Raw genomic sequence first — 16,363 nt, forward strand, 5'->3', positions numbered from 1 at the left:
AATTAACGCGCGTTCTGTTTGATGAAGTCGTTGACGCTGGTGTCCTGTGCCATGTCTGCGATGACATCGCTCATGGTGGCGTTGACCGCGTTAGTAATCTTCTGGTTGGTTGCGCTGAACGCGCCTTCTACGCTGTAAGTCTGGCGGTAGTTTTTAACCTGTTTGCTGCCGTTTTTGGCGGTAGCGATGATAGAGATATCCGCTTTGGTGGTAATGCTGTAGCGCACGTTGCCCTGGGTAACGTCAGCATAGAGGTTGTTCACCACGATCTGCAGATCGACCGCGCCATTCGGTCCTACCATATAGCCACGTGCCGTCATCTGTTTCTCCAGCACTTCCTGCAGCAGGAAACGCAGATCGCGCGATGGCGTCAGGGTCACCAGCTGGCCGTCACGGTTCACTTTTGCCAGCGCCTGATCCTGACGCTGATCGGCTCCGTTGATGCTGACGGTGACCGCCATCAGGCCTGGATCGCGCTGTGGCAGCTCAATCTTAGGCTGAATGGTAAGGGTATTATTGCTGGTTGCACAGCCGGCTAAAATGAACGCAGCCAACAGGGGGAATAACAGTTTTTTCAACATACTTTTTCTCGTTGGTGTCAGGGGGTTGGTTTGCAAAAATGGCGTTCATCATAGCATTGCCCGGCAGTGAAAAAAGCCCTGCGCCAGGGGAAATTGTCTTTGAAGATGTTTTGCGCGGCGTCACTGGCGGGTCTGTTTGCTGTTCGTTTCAGCTGCGTTATGATGCGCGCCGGAAGCTGGCCGACGCCTGAGCGAATATTTCGTGTCGGCTGACGGGTAAGCGCAGTAAAAGCGACTAAGATTGAATGAGATGGGGCACCGCGCTCGCCATTGAGGAGTAATAGCCATGATCCGCGAACAAATAGAAGAAAAGCTGCGTGTGGCATTTCAGCCAGCTCATCTGGAAGTGCATGACGAAAGTTACCGGCATAATGTGCCTGCCGGTTCCGAAAGTCACTTCAAAGTGGTCATTGTCAGCGACTGCTTTGCAGGCCAGCGCTTTCTGGCGCGTCACCGTCTGATTTATGGCGAACTGGCGGCAGAACTCGCCGGCAGCGTCCATGCCTTAGCCCTGCACACCTACACACTGAAAGAGTGGGAAGGATTGCAGGATACCGTGCTGGCTTCGCCGAACTGTCGTGGGGCCGGAACCCTCGCCTGATCTCCCTTCTCTGAAACGGCCTGCGGGCCGTTTTTTCGTTTATTTAGCGAAAAACGCGATCCCTGGCTCAAAAAAGCAGCAAAGCTGCTGAAAAGTGGTGAGTTACCATCCTCGACTCATTCCAGCGATGCCGCTATAATGCTGCGTCTATTTTTCCGGAATGTCTTCGGGACGCTTCTGGTAACAGGGATCAGGTTCTCTTCACGGAAGCCGTCCCGGTTGTTGGATACGGCGCATTTCACGATGTGTGGTGTCTGAAGTTGACCGAGCACGTGATTTTTTGAGGTAACAAGATGCAAGTTTCTGTAGAAACCACTCAGGGCCTGGGCCGTCGCATTACGATTACTGTCGCTGCTGACAGCATCGAAAGCGCAGTAAAAAAAGAACTGGTTGACGTTGCCAGGAAAGTTCGCATCGATGGTTTCCGTAAAGGCAAAGTGCCGATGAACATCGTCGCACAGCGTTACGGCGCTTCTGTCCGCCAGGACGTGCTGGGCGAGCTGATGACGCGCAACTTCGTTGACGCCATCATCAAAGAAAAAATCAACCCGGCTGGCGCACCTAACTACGTGCCAGGCGAGTACAAAGAAGGTCAGGATTTCACCTACGCGGTTGAGTTCGAAGTGTATCCGGAAGTTGAGCTGAAAGGCCTGGAAAACATCGAAGTCGAAAAACCTCTGGTTGAAGTTACCGATGCTGACGTTGACACCATGCTGGATACCCTGCGCAAGCAGCAGGCTAACTGGATTGAAAGCGACGCAGCGGCCGGTGCAGAAGATCGCGCGACCCTCGACTTCAACGGTTCCGTTGACGGCGAAGAGTTCGAAGGCGGCAAAGCCTCTGATTTCGTTCTGGCCATGGGCCAGGGCCGCATGATCCCAGGCTTTGAAGAAGGCATCGTGGGTCACAAAGCGGGCGAGACGTTCACCATTGACGTGAAATTCCCGGACGACTACCACGCAGAAACCCTGAAAGGGAAAGACGCGAAGTTCGAGATCGTGCTGAAGAAAGTTGAAACGCGCGAGCTTCCAGAACTGACTGAAGAGTTCATCAAACGTTTCGGCGTTGAAGATGGTTCTGTTGCCGGTCTGCGCACTGAAGTCCGTAAGAACATGGATCGCGAGCTGAAAGGCGCTATCCGTAACCGCATCAAATCTCAGGCGATCGACGGTCTGGTTGCGGCTAACGAAATCGACGTTCCTGCTGCGCTGGTTGATAGCGAAATCGACGTTCTGCGTCGTCAGGCTGCACAGCGTTTTGGTGGCAACGAGCAGCAGGCGCTGGAACTGCCTCGTGAACTGTTCGAAGAGCAGGCGAAACGCCGTGTTGTTGTCGGCCTGCTGCTGGGCGAAGTGATTCGTACCCATGAGCTGAAAGCGGATGAAGCACGCGTTAACACCATGATCGAAGAGATGGCTTCTGCGTATGAAGATCCGCAGGAAGTGATCGAGTTCTACAGCAAGAATAACGAGCTGATGAACAACATGCGCAACGTTGCGCTGGAAGAGCAGGCGGTTGAAGCGGTCCTGGCGAAAGCGAAAGTGACCGAGAAAGAGACCAACTTCCAGGATCTGATGAACCAGACCGCTCAGGCCTGATCAGACCTTTAACGGTATGTGCTAAGCCCGTGACTGAAAAGTCGCGGGCTTTTTTGTTTTGACGCTCAGCACGCTATTCTCCCCCTCTATTTGCTTAATTAACCAGCAAATTATTCACGCATCGCTTTTTCCGGGTTAGCGAACAGGGAAAAGATTGTTATGCTTGAAACAGGCGTGCACTATCCCCAGATATAGGGAGTATGCAGGAAGAAGAGTGAGGCTGGCTGATTAACCGTCCTGAAGGTGTCGGAAAGAGACGTGGCGTGGAGTTTCCCGCGCGTCTTTCGTAGAATCGGTACAGAATGTTGCCAATGAAATTTATCCAGGAGACGGTAATGTCATACAGTGGCGATCGTGAATATACTGCACCGCACAATGCGCTGGTGCCAATGGTTGTTGAACAGACTTCGCGTGGTGAGCGTTCTTACGACATTTACTCCCGTCTGCTGAAAGAGCGTGTGATCTTCCTGACCGGCCAGGTCGAAGACCATATGGCGAATCTGATCGTCGCGCAGATGCTGTTTCTGGAAGCGGAAAACCCGGAAAAAGATATCTATCTCTACATTAACTCACCGGGCGGCGTGATCACGGCTGGCATGTCGATTTACGACACCATGAAGTTCATCAAGCCGGACGTCAGCACCATCTGTATGGGCCAGGCCTGTTCCATGGGCGCTTTCCTGCTGACCGCGGGGACCAAAGGTAAACGTTTCTGCCTGCCAAACTCACGCGTCATGATTCACCAGCCGCTGGGCGGCTATCAGGGCCAGGCGTCAGACATCGAAATCCATGCGCGCGAGATCCTGAAGGTGAAACAGCGTATGAATGAGCTGATGGCTGAGCACACCGGTAAATCGCTGGAAGAAATTGAGCGCGACACCGAGCGTGACCGTTTCCTCTCTGCCAGTGAAGCGGTAGAGTATGGCTTAGTCGATTCAATTCTGACGCATCGCCAATAAGACCCGACTTACCCTTGTCCCTGGTCTATAGTTAACAGGACAACGGTACTATTACGGGTTGAATGAATTTCGGCCGTCACTGCACGGCCTGCGCCGTACGCAGGTACGGCCTGAGAACAAGAAGAGGTTAACTGATGACAGATAAGCGCAAAGACGGTTCAGGAAAGTTGCTGTACTGCTCTTTTTGCGGCAAAAGCCAGCATGAAGTGCGAAAGCTGATTGCCGGGCCGTCAGTGTATATCTGCGATGAGTGTGTTGACCTGTGCAACGACATCATTCGCGAAGAGATCAAAGAAGTTGCCCCGCATCGTGAACGCAGTGCGTTGCCAACCCCACATGAAATTCGCCATCACCTTGATGATTATGTCATCGGTCAGGAGAGAGCGAAGAAAGTGCTGGCGGTTGCGGTTTACAACCACTACAAACGTCTGCGCAATGGCGATACCAGCAACGGTATTGAGCTGGGCAAAAGTAACATTCTGCTGATTGGTCCGACCGGGAGTGGTAAAACGCTGCTGGCTGAGACGCTGGCGCGCCTGCTGGATGTGCCGTTCACCATGGCTGACGCAACCACGCTGACTGAAGCGGGTTACGTGGGTGAAGATGTCGAAAACATCATCCAGAAGCTGCTGCAGAAGTGTGACTATGACGTGCAGAAAGCGCAGCGCGGCATCGTCTACATCGATGAAATCGATAAAATTTCACGTAAGTCTGACAACCCGTCGATTACCCGTGACGTGTCAGGCGAAGGTGTTCAGCAGGCGCTGCTGAAGCTGATTGAAGGTACTGTAGCCGCGGTTCCACCGCAGGGCGGACGTAAGCATCCTCAGCAGGAATTTTTGCAGGTTGATACCTCTAAAATTCTCTTTATCTGTGGCGGCGCATTCGCCGGTCTGGACAAAGTGATCTCGCAGCGTGTTGAAACCGGATCCGGTATCGGCTTCGGCGCAACCGTGAAAGGGAAATCGCAGAAAGCCAGCGAAGGCGAACTGCTCTCACAGTGTGAACCTGAAGATTTAATCAAATTTGGTCTGATCCCTGAGTTCATCGGCCGTCTGCCTGTTGTGGCGACCCTGAGCGAGCTGAGTGAAGAAGCCCTGATTCAGATTCTGCGTGAGCCGAAGAACGCCTTGACCAAACAGTACCAGGCGCTGTTCAACCTGGAAGGCGTTGAGCTGGAGTTCCGTGACGAGGCGTTAACCGCTATTGCGAAAAAAGCGATGTCACGTAAAACCGGTGCACGTGGTCTGCGTTCGATTGTTGAAGGTGCGTTACTGGAAACGATGTATGACCTGCCTTCTATGGATGACGTCGAAAAAGTAGTGATTGATGAGTCAGTTATTGACGGTCAGTCTGAACCGATGCTGATTTACGGTAAGCACGAAGCGCAGGCATCTGGCGAATAATTAAACAGATCGTCCACATTGTTATCTTAAAAAAGGGGAAAATGTTTCCCCTTTTGCTTTTCTCGCCTCTGTGACGTTGAATGTCAGACAATCATCCCCATATACTCAGATACCTGTGGGTTTAACTGCATACCTGCCTGATGCGGTTCCCATCACCTGGCGGACATTAAACAAAGAGAGAGCTCTATGAATCCTGAGCGTTCTGAACGCATTGAAATCCCCGTGTTGCCGCTGCGCGACGTGGTGGTTTCTCCGCACATGGTAATTCCGTTGTTTGTTGGCCGGGAAAAATCAATTCGGTGCCTTGAAGCCGCAATGGATCATGATAAAAAAATCATGCTGGTCGCACAGAAAGAGGCTTCAACGGATGAACCTGGCATTAACGATCTCTTTTCAGTAGGGACCGTGGCATCAGTGTTGCAAATGCTGAAACTGCCGGATGGCACCGTCAAAGTTCTGGTCGAAGGTTTACAGCGCGCCCATATCACGACGCTGGCCGATAACGGTGACCATTTTGTGGCACAAGCTGAATACCTGGTTTCGCCGGAAATTGAAGAGCGCGAGCAGGAAGTGCTGGTGCGCACGGCGATCAACCAGTTTGAAGGCTACATCAAACTGAATAAAAAGATCCCACCTGAGGTCCTGACCTCACTGAACAATATTGACGATGCGGCGCGCCTTGCCGACACCGTTGCTGCACATATGCCACTGAAACTGGCAGACAAACAGTCTGTGCTGGAGATGTCCGACGTTAACGAACGTCTGGAATATCTGATGGCGATGATGGAATCTGAAATCGATCTGCTGCAGGTTGAGAAGCGTATTCGCAACCGTGTTAAGAAGCAGATGGAGAAGAGCCAGCGCGAGTACTATCTGAATGAGCAGATGAAGGCAATTCAGAAAGAGCTGGGCGAGATGGATGACGCGCCGGACGAATATGAAGCGTTAAAACGCAAAATCGACGCGGCTAAAATGCCGGAAGAGGCGCGTGAGAAAGCCGAAGCCGAGTTGCAGAAGCTGAAAATGATGTCTCCGATGTCGGCGGAAGCGACCGTAGTGCGTGGCTACATCGACTGGATGGTGCAGGTTCCGTGGAACGCACGCAGCAAAGTGAAGAAAGATCTGCGTAAAGCGCAGGAGACACTGGATACCGATCACTACGGCCTGGAGCGCGTGAAGGATCGTATTCTCGAGTATCTTGCGGTTCAGAGTCGCGTCAGCAAAATCAAAGGGCCGATTCTCTGCCTGGTTGGACCGCCAGGGGTAGGTAAAACGTCCCTCGGTCAGTCGATCGCCAAAGCGACCGGACGTAAATATGTGCGTATGGCTCTGGGTGGCGTGCGTGACGAAGCGGAAATCCGTGGTCACCGTCGGACTTACATCGGCTCAATGCCGGGTAAACTCATTCAGAAAATGGCAAAAGTCGGGGTGAAAAACCCGCTGTTCCTGCTGGATGAAATCGACAAGATGTCCTCGGACATGCGTGGCGATCCGGCGTCGGCGCTGCTGGAAGTCCTCGATCCGGAACAGAACATTGCGTTCAACGATCACTATCTGGAAGTCGACTATGACCTCTCAGATGTGATGTTCGTGGCCACGTCAAACTCCATGAACATTCCGGCTCCATTGCTTGACCGTATGGAAGTCATTCGTCTGTCGGGTTACACCGAAGATGAAAAACTGAACATCGCTAAGCAGCATCTGCTGCCGAAGCAGATTGAGCGTAACGCCCTGAAAGCCAGTGAGATCACGGTTGAAGACAGCGCCATCATCGGCATCATTCGCTACTACACCCGCGAAGCCGGGGTGCGTAGCCTTGAGCGTGAGCTGTCGAAATTGTGCCGTAAAGCGGTGAAGTCACTGCTGATGGACAAGACGAAAAAGCACATCACCATCGATGGCGAGAACCTTAAGGATTTCCTGGGCGTTCAGCGCTTCGACTATGGCCGTGCTGACAGCGAAAACCGTGTCGGTCAGGTGACCGGACTGGCGTGGACCGAAGTGGGCGGCGATCTGCTGACCATCGAAACCGCCTGTGTGCCGGGTAAAGGCAAGCTGACTTATACGGGGTCGCTGGGTGAAGTGATGCAGGAGTCGATTCAGGCTGCGCTGACCGTGGTGCGTGCCCGTGCCGAGAAGCTGGGCATCAATGGTGACTTCTACGAAAAACGTGATATTCACGTTCACGTTCCGGAAGGCGCGACGCCAAAAGATGGCCCAAGTGCCGGTATCGCAATGTGCACCGCGCTGGTCTCCTGTCTGACCGGTAACCCGGTGCGCGCCGATGTGGCGATGACCGGTGAGATCACCCTGCGTGGTCAGGTGCTGCCGATTGGCGGCCTGAAAGAGAAACTGCTGGCCGCACACCGTGGTGGCATCAAAACCGTACTGATCCCGGACGACAACAAGCGTGATCTGGAAGATATTCCTCAGAACGTGATTGCCGATCTGGCGATTCATCCGGTGAAACGCATTGAAGAGGTGCTGAATCTGGCACTGGAAAATGCGCCATACGGTATGCAGGTCGCAACAGCAAAATAGTGATTAGCGGCATAAACCGTTAAAAAGCGAAGCTGGCAAGGCAATTGACGCTTGCCAGCTTTTTTTTGTGCCGCTAATTTAGGTGGCTGCCGGCATGACGTTCTCAGAGAAATTCCGTTGTTTCGGCTCCACAGGCTTGATATAACTTGCTGCGCGTTCGTACCCGGCGGGAAGCCGGGGTACGATGTGAAATAATAAAAGAGGGGATGAAGAGAGTGAATAAGTCACAATTGATCGACAAAATTGCTGCTGATGCTGACATTTCTAAAGCGGCAGCGGGACGTGTTTTAGATGCATTTATGGGCTCTGTTTCTGATGCGCTGAAAGACGGTGATGAAGTGGCTCTGGTCGGTTTCGGTACTTTCTCTGTACGTGACCGTGCTGCGCGTACTGGCCGCAACCCGCAAACCGGTAAAGAGATCACGATCCCGGCCGGTAAAGTGCCAGGTTTCCGTGCCGGTAAAGCCTTGAAAGACGCAGTCAATTAAGAATAACGAACAGATTCATTGACGCATTTTCTTCAGTGGATGAGAGGACGATGAACGCGTTCTCATGTAACATACGGGCACATCAATGAGATGTGCCTTTTTTGTTTTAATCGGTGAAAATCGGGCCGTTAGATGGACCTGGACCGGATTGAGACTGCCAGCTAAGCCAGCAGTTGCGTGAGTCGCCAGCCAGAGGCGAAGGGCGACCGGGCTTTACATTCACACTACAGCGGAGTGTTGCCATACCATGATGGACAATTTACGCGCGGCGTCGAACCATGTCGTGCTCAAGATTATTTTGGGGCTGATTATCCTCTCCTTTGTGCTGACGGGCGTTGGCAACTATCTGATTGGCGGCAATAACGACTATGCGGCCAAAGTAAACGGTCAGGAGATTAGCCGCGCGCAGCTGGAGCAGGCGTTCAACAGCGAACGCAGTCGTCAGCAGCAGATGCTGGGTGACCAGTTCTCGCAGCTGGCCAGCAACGACGGTTACATGCAGCAGATGCGTCAGCAGGCGCTGTCTCAGTTAATCGACCGGGCGCTGCTTGACAGCTATATCAAAGATCTCCACCTCAGCATCAGCGACGATCAGGTCAAACAGGCTATCTTCAACCAGCAGGCTTTTCAGACCAACGGTAAATTCGATAATGCGAAATACCTCAATCTGATCGGCAGCATGGGGTTCAGTGCTGACCAGTATGCTGAAGCGCTGCGTAAACAGCTCTCCAATCAACAGCTGATCAATGCCGTCGCCAATACTGACTTCACGCTGAAAGGCGAAGCGAGCCGGCTGGTGGACCTGGTGTCCCAGCAGCGTGATATCCGTCAGGCGACGCTGGATGTGAACGCGCTGGCGGCGAAACAGACCGTCACCGATGACGAAATCAGCCAGTATTATCAGCAGCATAAAAGCAGCTTTATGGCACCAGAGCAGTTCCGCGTCAGCTACATCCTGATGGATGCCGCCAGCATGCAGCAGGATGCCAGCGAGGCGGATATTCAGGCCTGGTACGATCAGCATAAAGCGGACTACACGCAGCCACAGCGTACCCGCTACAGCGTAATCCAGACCAAAACGGAAGCGGATGCTAATGCCGTTCTGGCTCAGCTGAAAGCGGGCGCCTCTTTCGCGGACGTGGCAAAAGCCAAATCCATTGACCCTATCTCCGCGCGTAAGGGCGGCGACATGGGCTGGCTGGAACCGTCAACCACACCGGATGAGCTGAAAAATGCGGGCCTGACAGAGAAAGGCCAGATGTCGGGCGTGATCAAGTCGTCTGTGGGCTTCCTGGTCGTGCGTCTTGACGATATCCAGGCAGAGCAGGTTAAGCCGCTGGCTGACGTTCACAGCGCGATTGCCGCGAAAGTGAAGCAGGAGAAGGGCGTTGATGCCTTCTACAAACTGCAGCAGAAAGTCAGCGAAGCGGCGAGCAACGATAATGAGTCACTGGCGGGTGCCGAGCAGGCTTCCGGTCTGAAGGCGCAGGAGACCGGCTGGTTCAGTCAGGATTCACTGCCAGACGCGCTTAACTTTGATCCGGTGAAGCAGGCTATCTTCAACGGTGGCCTGGTGGGACAGAACGGTGCGCCGGGTAATAACTCTGATATCATCACAGTGGATGGCGACCGCGCCTTTGTGCTGCGTATCAGCGATCACAAACCGGAAGCGGTAAAACCGCTGGATCAGGTTAAGGCGCAGATCACCGACACGCTGAAGCATGATAAAGCGACGCAGCAGGCGAAAGCCCAGGCGGACAAACTGCTGGATGCGCTTAAAGCCGGTAAGCAGGATGCGCTGACCGCAGCAGGCCTGACGCTGAGCGCCAGTAAAACGGTCGATCGCAACGTGCAGGATCCGGTGGCACAGGCTGCCTTTAATCTGCCTCAGCCTGCGGATAACAAACCGTCGTGGGGCGTGAGCGAAGATATGCAGGGCAACGTGGTGCTGGTGGCAGTGGATAAGGTGAAAACCGGCACCATGCCACAGGCGCAGATTGATGAAATGGTCAAAGGTGTCACGCAGAACAATGCCCAACTGACCTTTGAAGCGTTACTGCAAAATCTGCGCAAAGAGGCAAAAATCAAGTACGGCGCAGCCGCACAAATGTAGTAAGCCTCGCAGAAACCGCGAAACCACTGTAATAACCCAAGGCCGCATTCGCGGCCTTTTCCATTTCTGAAATCCCGCTTTTGTGCCTTGTGCACCGTCGTGACACGCTGTCGCTGCTGTTTACACACAAGGAGAAACACAGCATGGCTAAACATGAAGTCGTTGCCCTCTATCTCTCACTCGCGCTGGGCGGCGCGTTCTGCCACAGCAGCGTCGCTGCGGCCCCCGATCCTGCCAGCACGTCCATCAGCCAGAACGCATTGCCTGCGCCGGAAAAAGCGATCAGCGACGTTGCTCAGCCGGGTCAGGTCAGCATCAATGATGCGACGGCGGAACAGCTCTCTGCCGTGATGAACGGCGTGGGGCTGAAAAAGGCCCAGGCCATTGTCAGCTATCGCGAACAGTACGGACCGTTCAGCGCGATCCAGCAACTCAGCGAAGTGCCGGGGATCGGGAATGCGCTGATAGAACGTAATGCAGACCGGCTGAAATTGTGAGGCAGTACGCATCTGTGATGCATAACCCGCGCTGAACCGGCGGCTCTGCTAAAGTGAACAGGTCCAACCAGTTCACCCAAAGCAGGAGAGCATGACCATGCAGACCATCATAAAAGTGCGCGGCTACCATCTGGATGTCTATCAGCACGTTAACAATGCGCGTTATCTTGAATTTCTTGAGGAGGCGCGCTGGCAATGGCTGGAAGAGGCTGAAGCATTCCACTGGCTGCAGGAGCAGAAACTGGCGTTTGTGGTGGTCAATATTAACATCAACTACCGTCGCCCGGCCGTACTGGGCGACGTACTCACCATCGACAGTGAGATTACGCAGTTAAATGGCAGGAGTGGCGTCATCGCGCAGCGGGTGCTGCTGGCAGGCCAGGAAACAGTGGTTGCCGATGCTGCGCTGACCTTTGTCTGCATCGATTTGCGCACCCAGAAGGCGGTCACCCTGGAAGGGGCGTTGCGGGAGCGACTGATGCGTCTGATGGCATGAGAGAAAAAAGGCGGCAAATCCGATCGCTGCCGCCATCACTGTCGGCCTCAGTTAAGGCCGCTCTTTGCTTTCATTGCGGCCATCACGCCCGCACGATCGCTGAGATAACCCTGCAAGCCGTTGGCCCGTAAATGACAGGCTGCACACTCACCGCAGCCGTCTCCTTTCACGCCGTTATAGCAGGTCAGCGTCTCTTCGCGAATCAGCGGCAGTTGCTGCCAGTAGTCCGCCAGCGCCCAGGTTTCCGCCTTATTGAGCCACATCAGCGGCGTCTCGAAGCGGAGAGTGCGCGCCATGCCAAGCGTGACCGCCTGGTTCATGGCTTTGACAAACTCATCGCGGCAATCGGGATAGCCGGAAAAATCGGTTTCGCAGACGCCCGTGATCACCGCTTCGGCCTCTACCTGATAGGCATAAACCGAGGCCAGCGTCAGAAAGAGAATATTGCGACCCGGCACAAAAGTACTCGGTAATCCGGTGGCATCAGGATTGTAGGCGGGTACCGGAATGCTATCGCGCGTCAGGCTGCTGACGGCGAGTTCGTTCAGCATGGTGACATCCAGCACTTTATGTGCGCGCGCACCCAGCCTGATAGCCAGATCCCGGGCCACCTCAATCTCTTCCCGATGGCGTTGTCCGTAATCGAAGGTGACGCAGTGCACCTCATCATAAAGTGCTAAAGCCTGAACCAGGCAGGTCGTGGAATCTTGTCCACCGCTGAAAACAACAACAGCGCGTTTCATGGCATTTCCCTGATAAGTAATTTTGCGCTTATGGTAATGCCTCATTCCGCCGCTGAACAGCTGCACGGCGGATCAATCGGCGGTGGAATCCATGCGCGGCTGAAATCGAACCAGCCCAGCGCATTGAGTTCAATCCCTTCGACGCCGGGCGGCGCGTAGATTTGGTAGCGATAGTTAAACAGCGGCAGCAGAATGCCGTCCGTCATCAGCTGATGATAAAGCTGATGCAGCGCGCGGGAGCGGGCCTCACCGTCAGCAATCTGCTGGATAGCCAGCAGCTGTCTCTGTACCGCTTTGCCCTGCAGGGTCGCTGACAGAGGCCGCCACAGCGGGTCCAGTGCCAGCCAGTTCGCCAGTGTAAACACCGGGGCATCGCCTATCAGTCGATCGCCCATCACCAGGTCGGCCTCATCAAGCTGATGAATGGTTTGCCAGCTTTTGACCGGATGAAAAAACACCTGGAGGTGACAGCCATGCTGCCTGAGTAATTCACATAACGCCTGCGCCATCTGATGCAGCTCAACCGGCAGCTGATAGTGGAGTGTCAGCGTGGCGGGCAGGGGGCCAGGCACTGCCTCGATCGGCGGCACCGGCCAGCCAGGCAGCAGCTCGTTGCTGGGCGTAATTAAGCCTTCATCAAGAGGCAGCCGGCTGACGATGCCGCTTTGCTGGATCAGATGGAAAACGCTGCGCGCCTGTTCGGCAGTAAATCCGTCACGCGGGCGGCAGAGCAGATAGCAGAAACCGAGACTGATGCTGTTGCTGACCGGTTGCAGCGTCTTAAGCTCGGCGGCATCGCCGATGGCGATCTGCACCGGATGACGACAGCTGCTGCCCAGGCGGGGGTCGAACAGTTGTGGCGTAATCCAGTACTCCACGGCCTGCAACAGTGGACGCTGCAGGTGCCACTGCGCATGACTCTCCATCCTGACCAGTTCAGGGCTGAAGTGACGCAGTTTCCACGGACCGCTGCCGATGGTGGGATGATCGGGATGGGGCAGCAGGCACAGCAGATGTGCCAGCCGGTGCGGTAGCCAGAAATCAGGTTGCCGCAGCACAAAGCGCAGGGCCAGCGGATGCGGCGCCTCCACGCTCTCCACGTCGGCCAGCAGCAGTGCGACGCGCGGTTCCTGCAACAGCTGACGAAACTGCGACACCAGTTGCTCCGCCTGAACCGGCTCGTCGTTGTGCCACCTCAGCTGAGGCCGTAACCAGAATAGCCAGTGACATCCCGTTTCATCGTGCTGCCAGTGATGAGCCAGATCGCCGACCGGTGCATCCTGCTCAAAGCGGGTCAGGCCGGAGTAGATCTGGCGCACCAGATGCTGTTCAGCCCGGCCGGTAATCTGATGCGGCGCTGTGTTCTCCATCGGGCGATAGTAGGGGATGCGCAGCACCGGCGTATCGTTCTGCCACTGTCCCCCCATCATCGGCCGCAGCAGAGTCATCAGCCGCTCCGGCGGCAGATCCAGCAGCTGCAAGGCGTCTGCGGCCGCGCCGGTATCGAGCTGCCGTTGCAGCAGCTGCTGACGCAACGCTTCAGGCGTGCGCAGAAAAGTGACCTGACCCTGTTTACCCCGGCCCGCTTCACCCCGCCAGCTGAGCCAGCCCGCCTGCTGCCAGTGTGACAGCAGCGTGCGGAGATGACGCTCGCTGCAGATGCAGTGACGGGCCATCTCCGCCACGCAGGTCTGCTGAGGCGCCCCCTGACTCTGCTGCCACAGGCGCTGAAACTGATGAATACGGTGAAGTTCGCGCATCATAAACCCGGAACAATTTTTTAAAAGTATTCACTATTAGTTCCGTAATTAACAGGCAATAGTGGGACTCATCTTTTCAGCAGGAGGAGAGTCATGATGCGTTTAGCCGCGTTCGATATGGATGGCACATTGCTGTTGCCGGATCATCAGCTGGGACAGCAGACACTGGAGAGTCTGCAGGCGTTACATTCACGGGGTCTTCATCTCGCGCTGGCGACGGGCCGCCACCTGCTGGAGATGCAGATTCTGCGGGAAAAAATGATTCTGCCCGCCTGGCTTATCACGGGGAATGGCACCCGCATACATGACCGGCAGGGTACGCGGCTATTTGGATGCGATCTGCCTTCTGCCGTCGCCGAAGAGGTGATCCATCGTCACTGGGAGACGACTGCCACGATGCACATCTTTAACGACCAGGGCTGGTTTACCGACCGGCCGCAGCCTGAACTGCTGGTGGCGCATCAGATGAGCGGATTTGGCTATCAGCTGTGCGACCTTAAAACGCTGCCCGCGCATCAGGTAACAAAAATCTGCTTCATCGATCGGCATCAGCACCTGTGTCAGCTTAAAACGCAGCTGGATGCCGTGCTGGGCGATCAGGTCAACATCTGTTTCTCTGCGGAGGATTGTCTGGAAGTGTTGCCCGCAAACTGCAACAAGGGCAGCGCGCTGGCGCTGCTGTGTGACCACCTCTCCCTGACCATGGCGGAGTGTATGGCGTTCGGGGATGCGATGAACGATCGCGAGATGCTGGCTCAGGCCGGGCAGGGTTTCATCATGGGTAATGCGATGGCGCAGTTAAAGAGGGCGCTTCCGCATCTGCCGGTGTTAGGGCATTGCGGGACACAGGCGGTGTCCCATTATTTAAATCACTGGCTGGCGACACCCCACCTCGCGTATTCCCCCGAATGCTGAGGATTGCCGTGAACCGGACTGGAAGTCCGGTTTTTTACGCCAGCTCGCGCTGCCACGGCGTGATATCACCGATATGTTTTGCCACCCATTCCGGCTGATAGTAGCTGTCGGGATAGCGTTCACCACTGTCACATAACAGCGTGACCAGCGCGCCCGACTGATTTGCCGCCCGTAAGCGTTTCGCCACCTGCATCATGCCCCAGAAGTTGGTGCCGGTAGAGGCACCCGGCTTGCGTCCCAGAATCTTTTCCAGTTTCAGCATCGCGGCCAGCGTTGCGCCGTCCGGCACTTTGATCATTTCGTCGATCACATCGGGCATAAATGACGGCTCGACCCGCGGACGGCCAATCCCCTCGATCAGGCTGCCACGGGTGCTGGTCAGGGTGGCATCACGCTGCTGCCAGTAATCGAAAAACACCGAGTGCTGGGGATCGACCACCAGCAGTTTCGTTTCGAGTCCCTGATAGCGGATGTAGCGCCCCAGCGTGGCGGAGGTGCCGCCGGTGCCCGCACTCATAATCACCGTATGAGGGATCGGATAGGGTTCATGCTGCATCTGACGGAAAATGCTCTCCGCGATGTTGTTATTGCCGCGCCAGTCGGTTGCACGCTCAGCATAGGTAAACTGATCCATAAAGTGACCGTTCAGTTCACGCGCCAGCCGCTCAGATTCCGCGTAGAGCTGGCAGGGATCCTCGACAAAATGACACCGCCCGCCATAAAAGGCGATCTGCTCAATTTTCCGTTTTGCCGTACTGGCTGGCATCACCGCAATAAAGGGCAGCCCCAGCAGCCGTGCGAAGTAGGCCTCAGAAACAGCCGTGCTGCCTGACGAGGCTTCAATAATCGGCGTATCCTGTTTAATCCAGCCGTTAGAGAGGCCATAAAGAAACAGGGAGCGCGCCAGGCGATGCTTCAGGCTGCCGCTGGGATGGGTACTCTCATCTTTCAGGTAGAACCAGATGCCGGGAAAATCCGCAAGATCGAAACGGATCAGATGCGTCTCGGCCGATCGCTGAAAATCGGCGTTAATTTCGTTGATAGCGTGGCGAATCCAGCAGGTCTGCATCTCAGTCATCCGGTTATAAAACAGTCCGGCTATTTTATGGCACGTGCAGGAAAAAGAGATTGCAAAATTACCGCTAAAATCGCGTTAATGGAGAAAATGATTCTCCCGGAGACGCGAATGTTAGACAAAACTGACCTTAAGCTGCTTGCGCTGCTGCAGCAGGACTGCACGCTGTCGCTGCAGGCGCTGGCAGATGCCGTCAATCTCACGACCACGCCCTGCTGGAAGCGACTGAAAAAACTGGAAGATGATGGCATTATTCGCGCGCGGGTGGCGTTACTGGACGGTGACAAAATCGGCCTGTCACTGACGGCGTTTATGTTTGTTAAAACCCAGCAGCATAGCCGTGACTGGTATCAGACCTTTGTCTCGGTGGTCAATAGCATGCCGGAGGTGATGGCCTTTTACCGCATGGCAGGCGAGTATGACTACCTGCTGCGCATTCAGGTGGCCGACATGAAAAGCTATGATGCTTTCTATAAGCGATTAGTCAACGGCGTGCCCGGCCTGATCGATGTGACCTCCAGCTTCGCCATGGAAGAGATTAAATACACCACGGCTTTACCCGTTGCCCCTCTGGGGGCCTGAGATTGAGA

The 16,363-nt window shown here is 54.9% G+C and carries 15 protein-coding genes; 11 read left to right on the top strand and 4 right to left on the bottom strand.

Annotated elements, in window-relative coordinates:
* Positions 1–2: 2 nt before the first annotated feature.
* Complete coding sequence (locus tag AC6I7A_RS04420) at positions 3–581, bottom strand: lipoprotein (protein WP_009091711.1); 579 nt, start codon at positions 579–581, stop codon at positions 3–5.
* Between the two features lie 286 nt (positions 582–867).
* Between AC6I7A_RS04420 and bolA the strand changes: the two genes are divergently transcribed.
* From bolA to AC6I7A_RS04465, 9 genes are all read left to right on the top strand, one after another.
* On the top strand, positions 868–1,182 hold the full coding sequence (bolA, locus tag AC6I7A_RS04425) for a transcriptional regulator BolA (RefSeq protein ID WP_008924895.1): 315 nt from the start codon (positions 868–870) through the stop codon (positions 1,180–1,182).
* A 293-nt stretch (positions 1,183–1,475) separates the two neighbouring features.
* The gene (gene tig / locus AC6I7A_RS04430) at positions 1,476–2,780 is read left to right on the top strand and encodes a trigger factor (protein WP_009091709.1); all 1,305 of its coding nucleotides are present in this window, start codon (positions 1,476–1,478) and stop codon (positions 2,778–2,780) included.
* A gap of 335 nt (positions 2,781–3,115) precedes the next feature.
* Positions 3,116–3,739 (top strand): ATP-dependent Clp endopeptidase proteolytic subunit ClpP, encoded by a 624-nt coding sequence (gene clpP, locus AC6I7A_RS04435; RefSeq protein ID WP_009091707.1) that lies wholly within the window; start codon positions 3,116–3,118, stop codon positions 3,737–3,739.
* Between the two features lie 134 nt (positions 3,740–3,873).
* Complete coding sequence (gene clpX, locus AC6I7A_RS04440) at positions 3,874–5,145, top strand: ATP-dependent protease ATP-binding subunit ClpX (RefSeq protein WP_009091705.1); 1,272 nt, start codon at positions 3,874–3,876, stop codon at positions 5,143–5,145.
* A gap of 186 nt (positions 5,146–5,331) precedes the next feature.
* A complete protein-coding gene (gene lon, locus AC6I7A_RS04445; protein ID WP_498004470.1) occupies positions 5,332–7,686 on the top strand; it encodes an endopeptidase La in 2,355 nt (784 codons plus the stop codon).
* A gap of 215 nt (positions 7,687–7,901) precedes the next feature.
* On the top strand, positions 7,902–8,174 hold the full coding sequence (gene hupB, locus AC6I7A_RS04450) for a nucleoid-associated protein HU-beta (RefSeq protein WP_009091701.1): 273 nt from the start codon (positions 7,902–7,904) through the stop codon (positions 8,172–8,174).
* A gap of 247 nt (positions 8,175–8,421) precedes the next feature.
* Entirely contained in the window at positions 8,422–10,287 is a 1,866-nt protein-coding gene (gene ppiD, locus AC6I7A_RS04455; protein WP_058956367.1) for a peptidylprolyl isomerase, read from the top strand.
* Between the two features lie 143 nt (positions 10,288–10,430).
* Positions 10,431–10,784, top strand: coding sequence for a helix-hairpin-helix domain-containing protein (locus AC6I7A_RS04460; protein ID WP_426607416.1), 354 nt, complete (start codon positions 10,431–10,433; stop codon positions 10,782–10,784).
* Between the two features lie 97 nt (positions 10,785–10,881).
* Positions 10,882–11,280 (top strand): YbgC/FadM family acyl-CoA thioesterase, encoded by a 399-nt coding sequence (locus tag AC6I7A_RS04465; protein ID WP_058956413.1) that lies wholly within the window; start codon positions 10,882–10,884, stop codon positions 11,278–11,280.
* A 47-nt stretch (positions 11,281–11,327) separates the two neighbouring features.
* On the opposite strand, the gene queC is transcribed toward AC6I7A_RS04465, so the two are convergent.
* Both queC and AC6I7A_RS04475 read right to left on the bottom strand, forming a co-directional pair.
* Positions 11,328–12,023 carry a 7-cyano-7-deazaguanine synthase QueC gene (gene queC, locus AC6I7A_RS04470; RefSeq protein ID WP_046101358.1) on the bottom strand — a complete coding sequence of 232 codons (696 nt, stop codon included), beginning with the start codon at positions 12,021–12,023 and terminating at the stop codon, positions 11,328–11,330.
* 41 nt (positions 12,024–12,064) lie between these two features.
* Positions 12,065–13,783 (bottom strand): SgrR family transcriptional regulator, encoded by a 1,719-nt coding sequence (locus AC6I7A_RS04475; protein WP_058956365.1) that lies wholly within the window; start codon positions 13,781–13,783, stop codon positions 12,065–12,067.
* A 93-nt stretch (positions 13,784–13,876) separates the two neighbouring features.
* Between AC6I7A_RS04475 and cof the strand changes: the two genes are divergently transcribed.
* A complete protein-coding gene (cof, locus tag AC6I7A_RS04480) occupies positions 13,877–14,698 on the top strand; it encodes an HMP-PP phosphatase (RefSeq protein ID WP_058956364.1) in 822 nt (273 codons plus the stop codon).
* A gap of 34 nt (positions 14,699–14,732) precedes the next feature.
* Here the strand turns inward: cof and AC6I7A_RS04485 are convergent, their stop codons facing one another.
* Entirely contained in the window at positions 14,733–15,767 is a 1,035-nt protein-coding gene (locus AC6I7A_RS04485; protein WP_009091687.1) for a PLP-dependent cysteine synthase family protein, read from the bottom strand.
* Between the two features lie 117 nt (positions 15,768–15,884).
* Here AC6I7A_RS04485 and AC6I7A_RS04490 point away from each other — a divergent pair, with 117 nt between their 5' ends.
* Complete coding sequence (locus tag AC6I7A_RS04490; protein ID WP_046101361.1) at positions 15,885–16,355, top strand: Lrp/AsnC family transcriptional regulator; 471 nt, start codon at positions 15,885–15,887, stop codon at positions 16,353–16,355.
* Positions 16,356–16,363: the final 8 nt, after the last annotated feature.

It is taken from the genome of Type-F symbiont of Plautia stali, from assembly GCF_059731105.1.

What these genes read in the sequence shown, in the direction of transcription:
- clpP (WP_009091707.1), top strand. Translation starts at nt 3,116, where the DNA reads ATGTCATACAGTGGCGATCGTGAATATACTGCACCGCACAATGCGCTG.
- AC6I7A_RS04485 (WP_009091687.1), bottom strand. Translation starts at nt 15,767, where the DNA reads ATGCAGACCTGCTGGATTCGCCACGCTATCAACGAAATTAACGCCGAT.
- AC6I7A_RS04420 (WP_009091711.1), bottom strand. Translation starts at nt 581, where the DNA reads ATGTTGAAAAAACTGTTATTCCCCCTGTTGGCTGCGTTCATTTTAGCC.
- cof (WP_058956364.1), top strand. Translation starts at nt 13,877, where the DNA reads ATGATGCGTTTAGCCGCGTTCGATATGGATGGCACATTGCTGTTGCCG.
- AC6I7A_RS04465 (WP_058956413.1), top strand. Translation starts at nt 10,882, where the DNA reads ATGCAGACCATCATAAAAGTGCGCGGCTACCATCTGGATGTCTATCAG.
- AC6I7A_RS04475 (WP_058956365.1), bottom strand. Translation starts at nt 13,783, where the DNA reads ATGCGCGAACTTCACCGTATTCATCAGTTTCAGCGCCTGTGGCAGCAG.
- AC6I7A_RS04460 (WP_426607416.1), top strand. Translation starts at nt 10,431, where the DNA reads ATGGCTAAACATGAAGTCGTTGCCCTCTATCTCTCACTCGCGCTGGGC.
- queC (WP_046101358.1), bottom strand. Translation starts at nt 12,023, where the DNA reads ATGAAACGCGCTGTTGTTGTTTTCAGCGGTGGACAAGATTCCACGACC.
- clpX (WP_009091705.1), top strand. Translation starts at nt 3,874, where the DNA reads ATGACAGATAAGCGCAAAGACGGTTCAGGAAAGTTGCTGTACTGCTCT.
- lon (WP_498004470.1), top strand. Translation starts at nt 5,332, where the DNA reads ATGAATCCTGAGCGTTCTGAACGCATTGAAATCCCCGTGTTGCCGCTG.
- AC6I7A_RS04490 (WP_046101361.1), top strand. Translation starts at nt 15,885, where the DNA reads ATGTTAGACAAAACTGACCTTAAGCTGCTTGCGCTGCTGCAGCAGGAC.
- tig (WP_009091709.1), top strand. Translation starts at nt 1,476, where the DNA reads ATGCAAGTTTCTGTAGAAACCACTCAGGGCCTGGGCCGTCGCATTACG.
- ppiD (WP_058956367.1), top strand. Translation starts at nt 8,422, where the DNA reads ATGATGGACAATTTACGCGCGGCGTCGAACCATGTCGTGCTCAAGATT.
- bolA (WP_008924895.1), top strand. Translation starts at nt 868, where the DNA reads ATGATCCGCGAACAAATAGAAGAAAAGCTGCGTGTGGCATTTCAGCCA.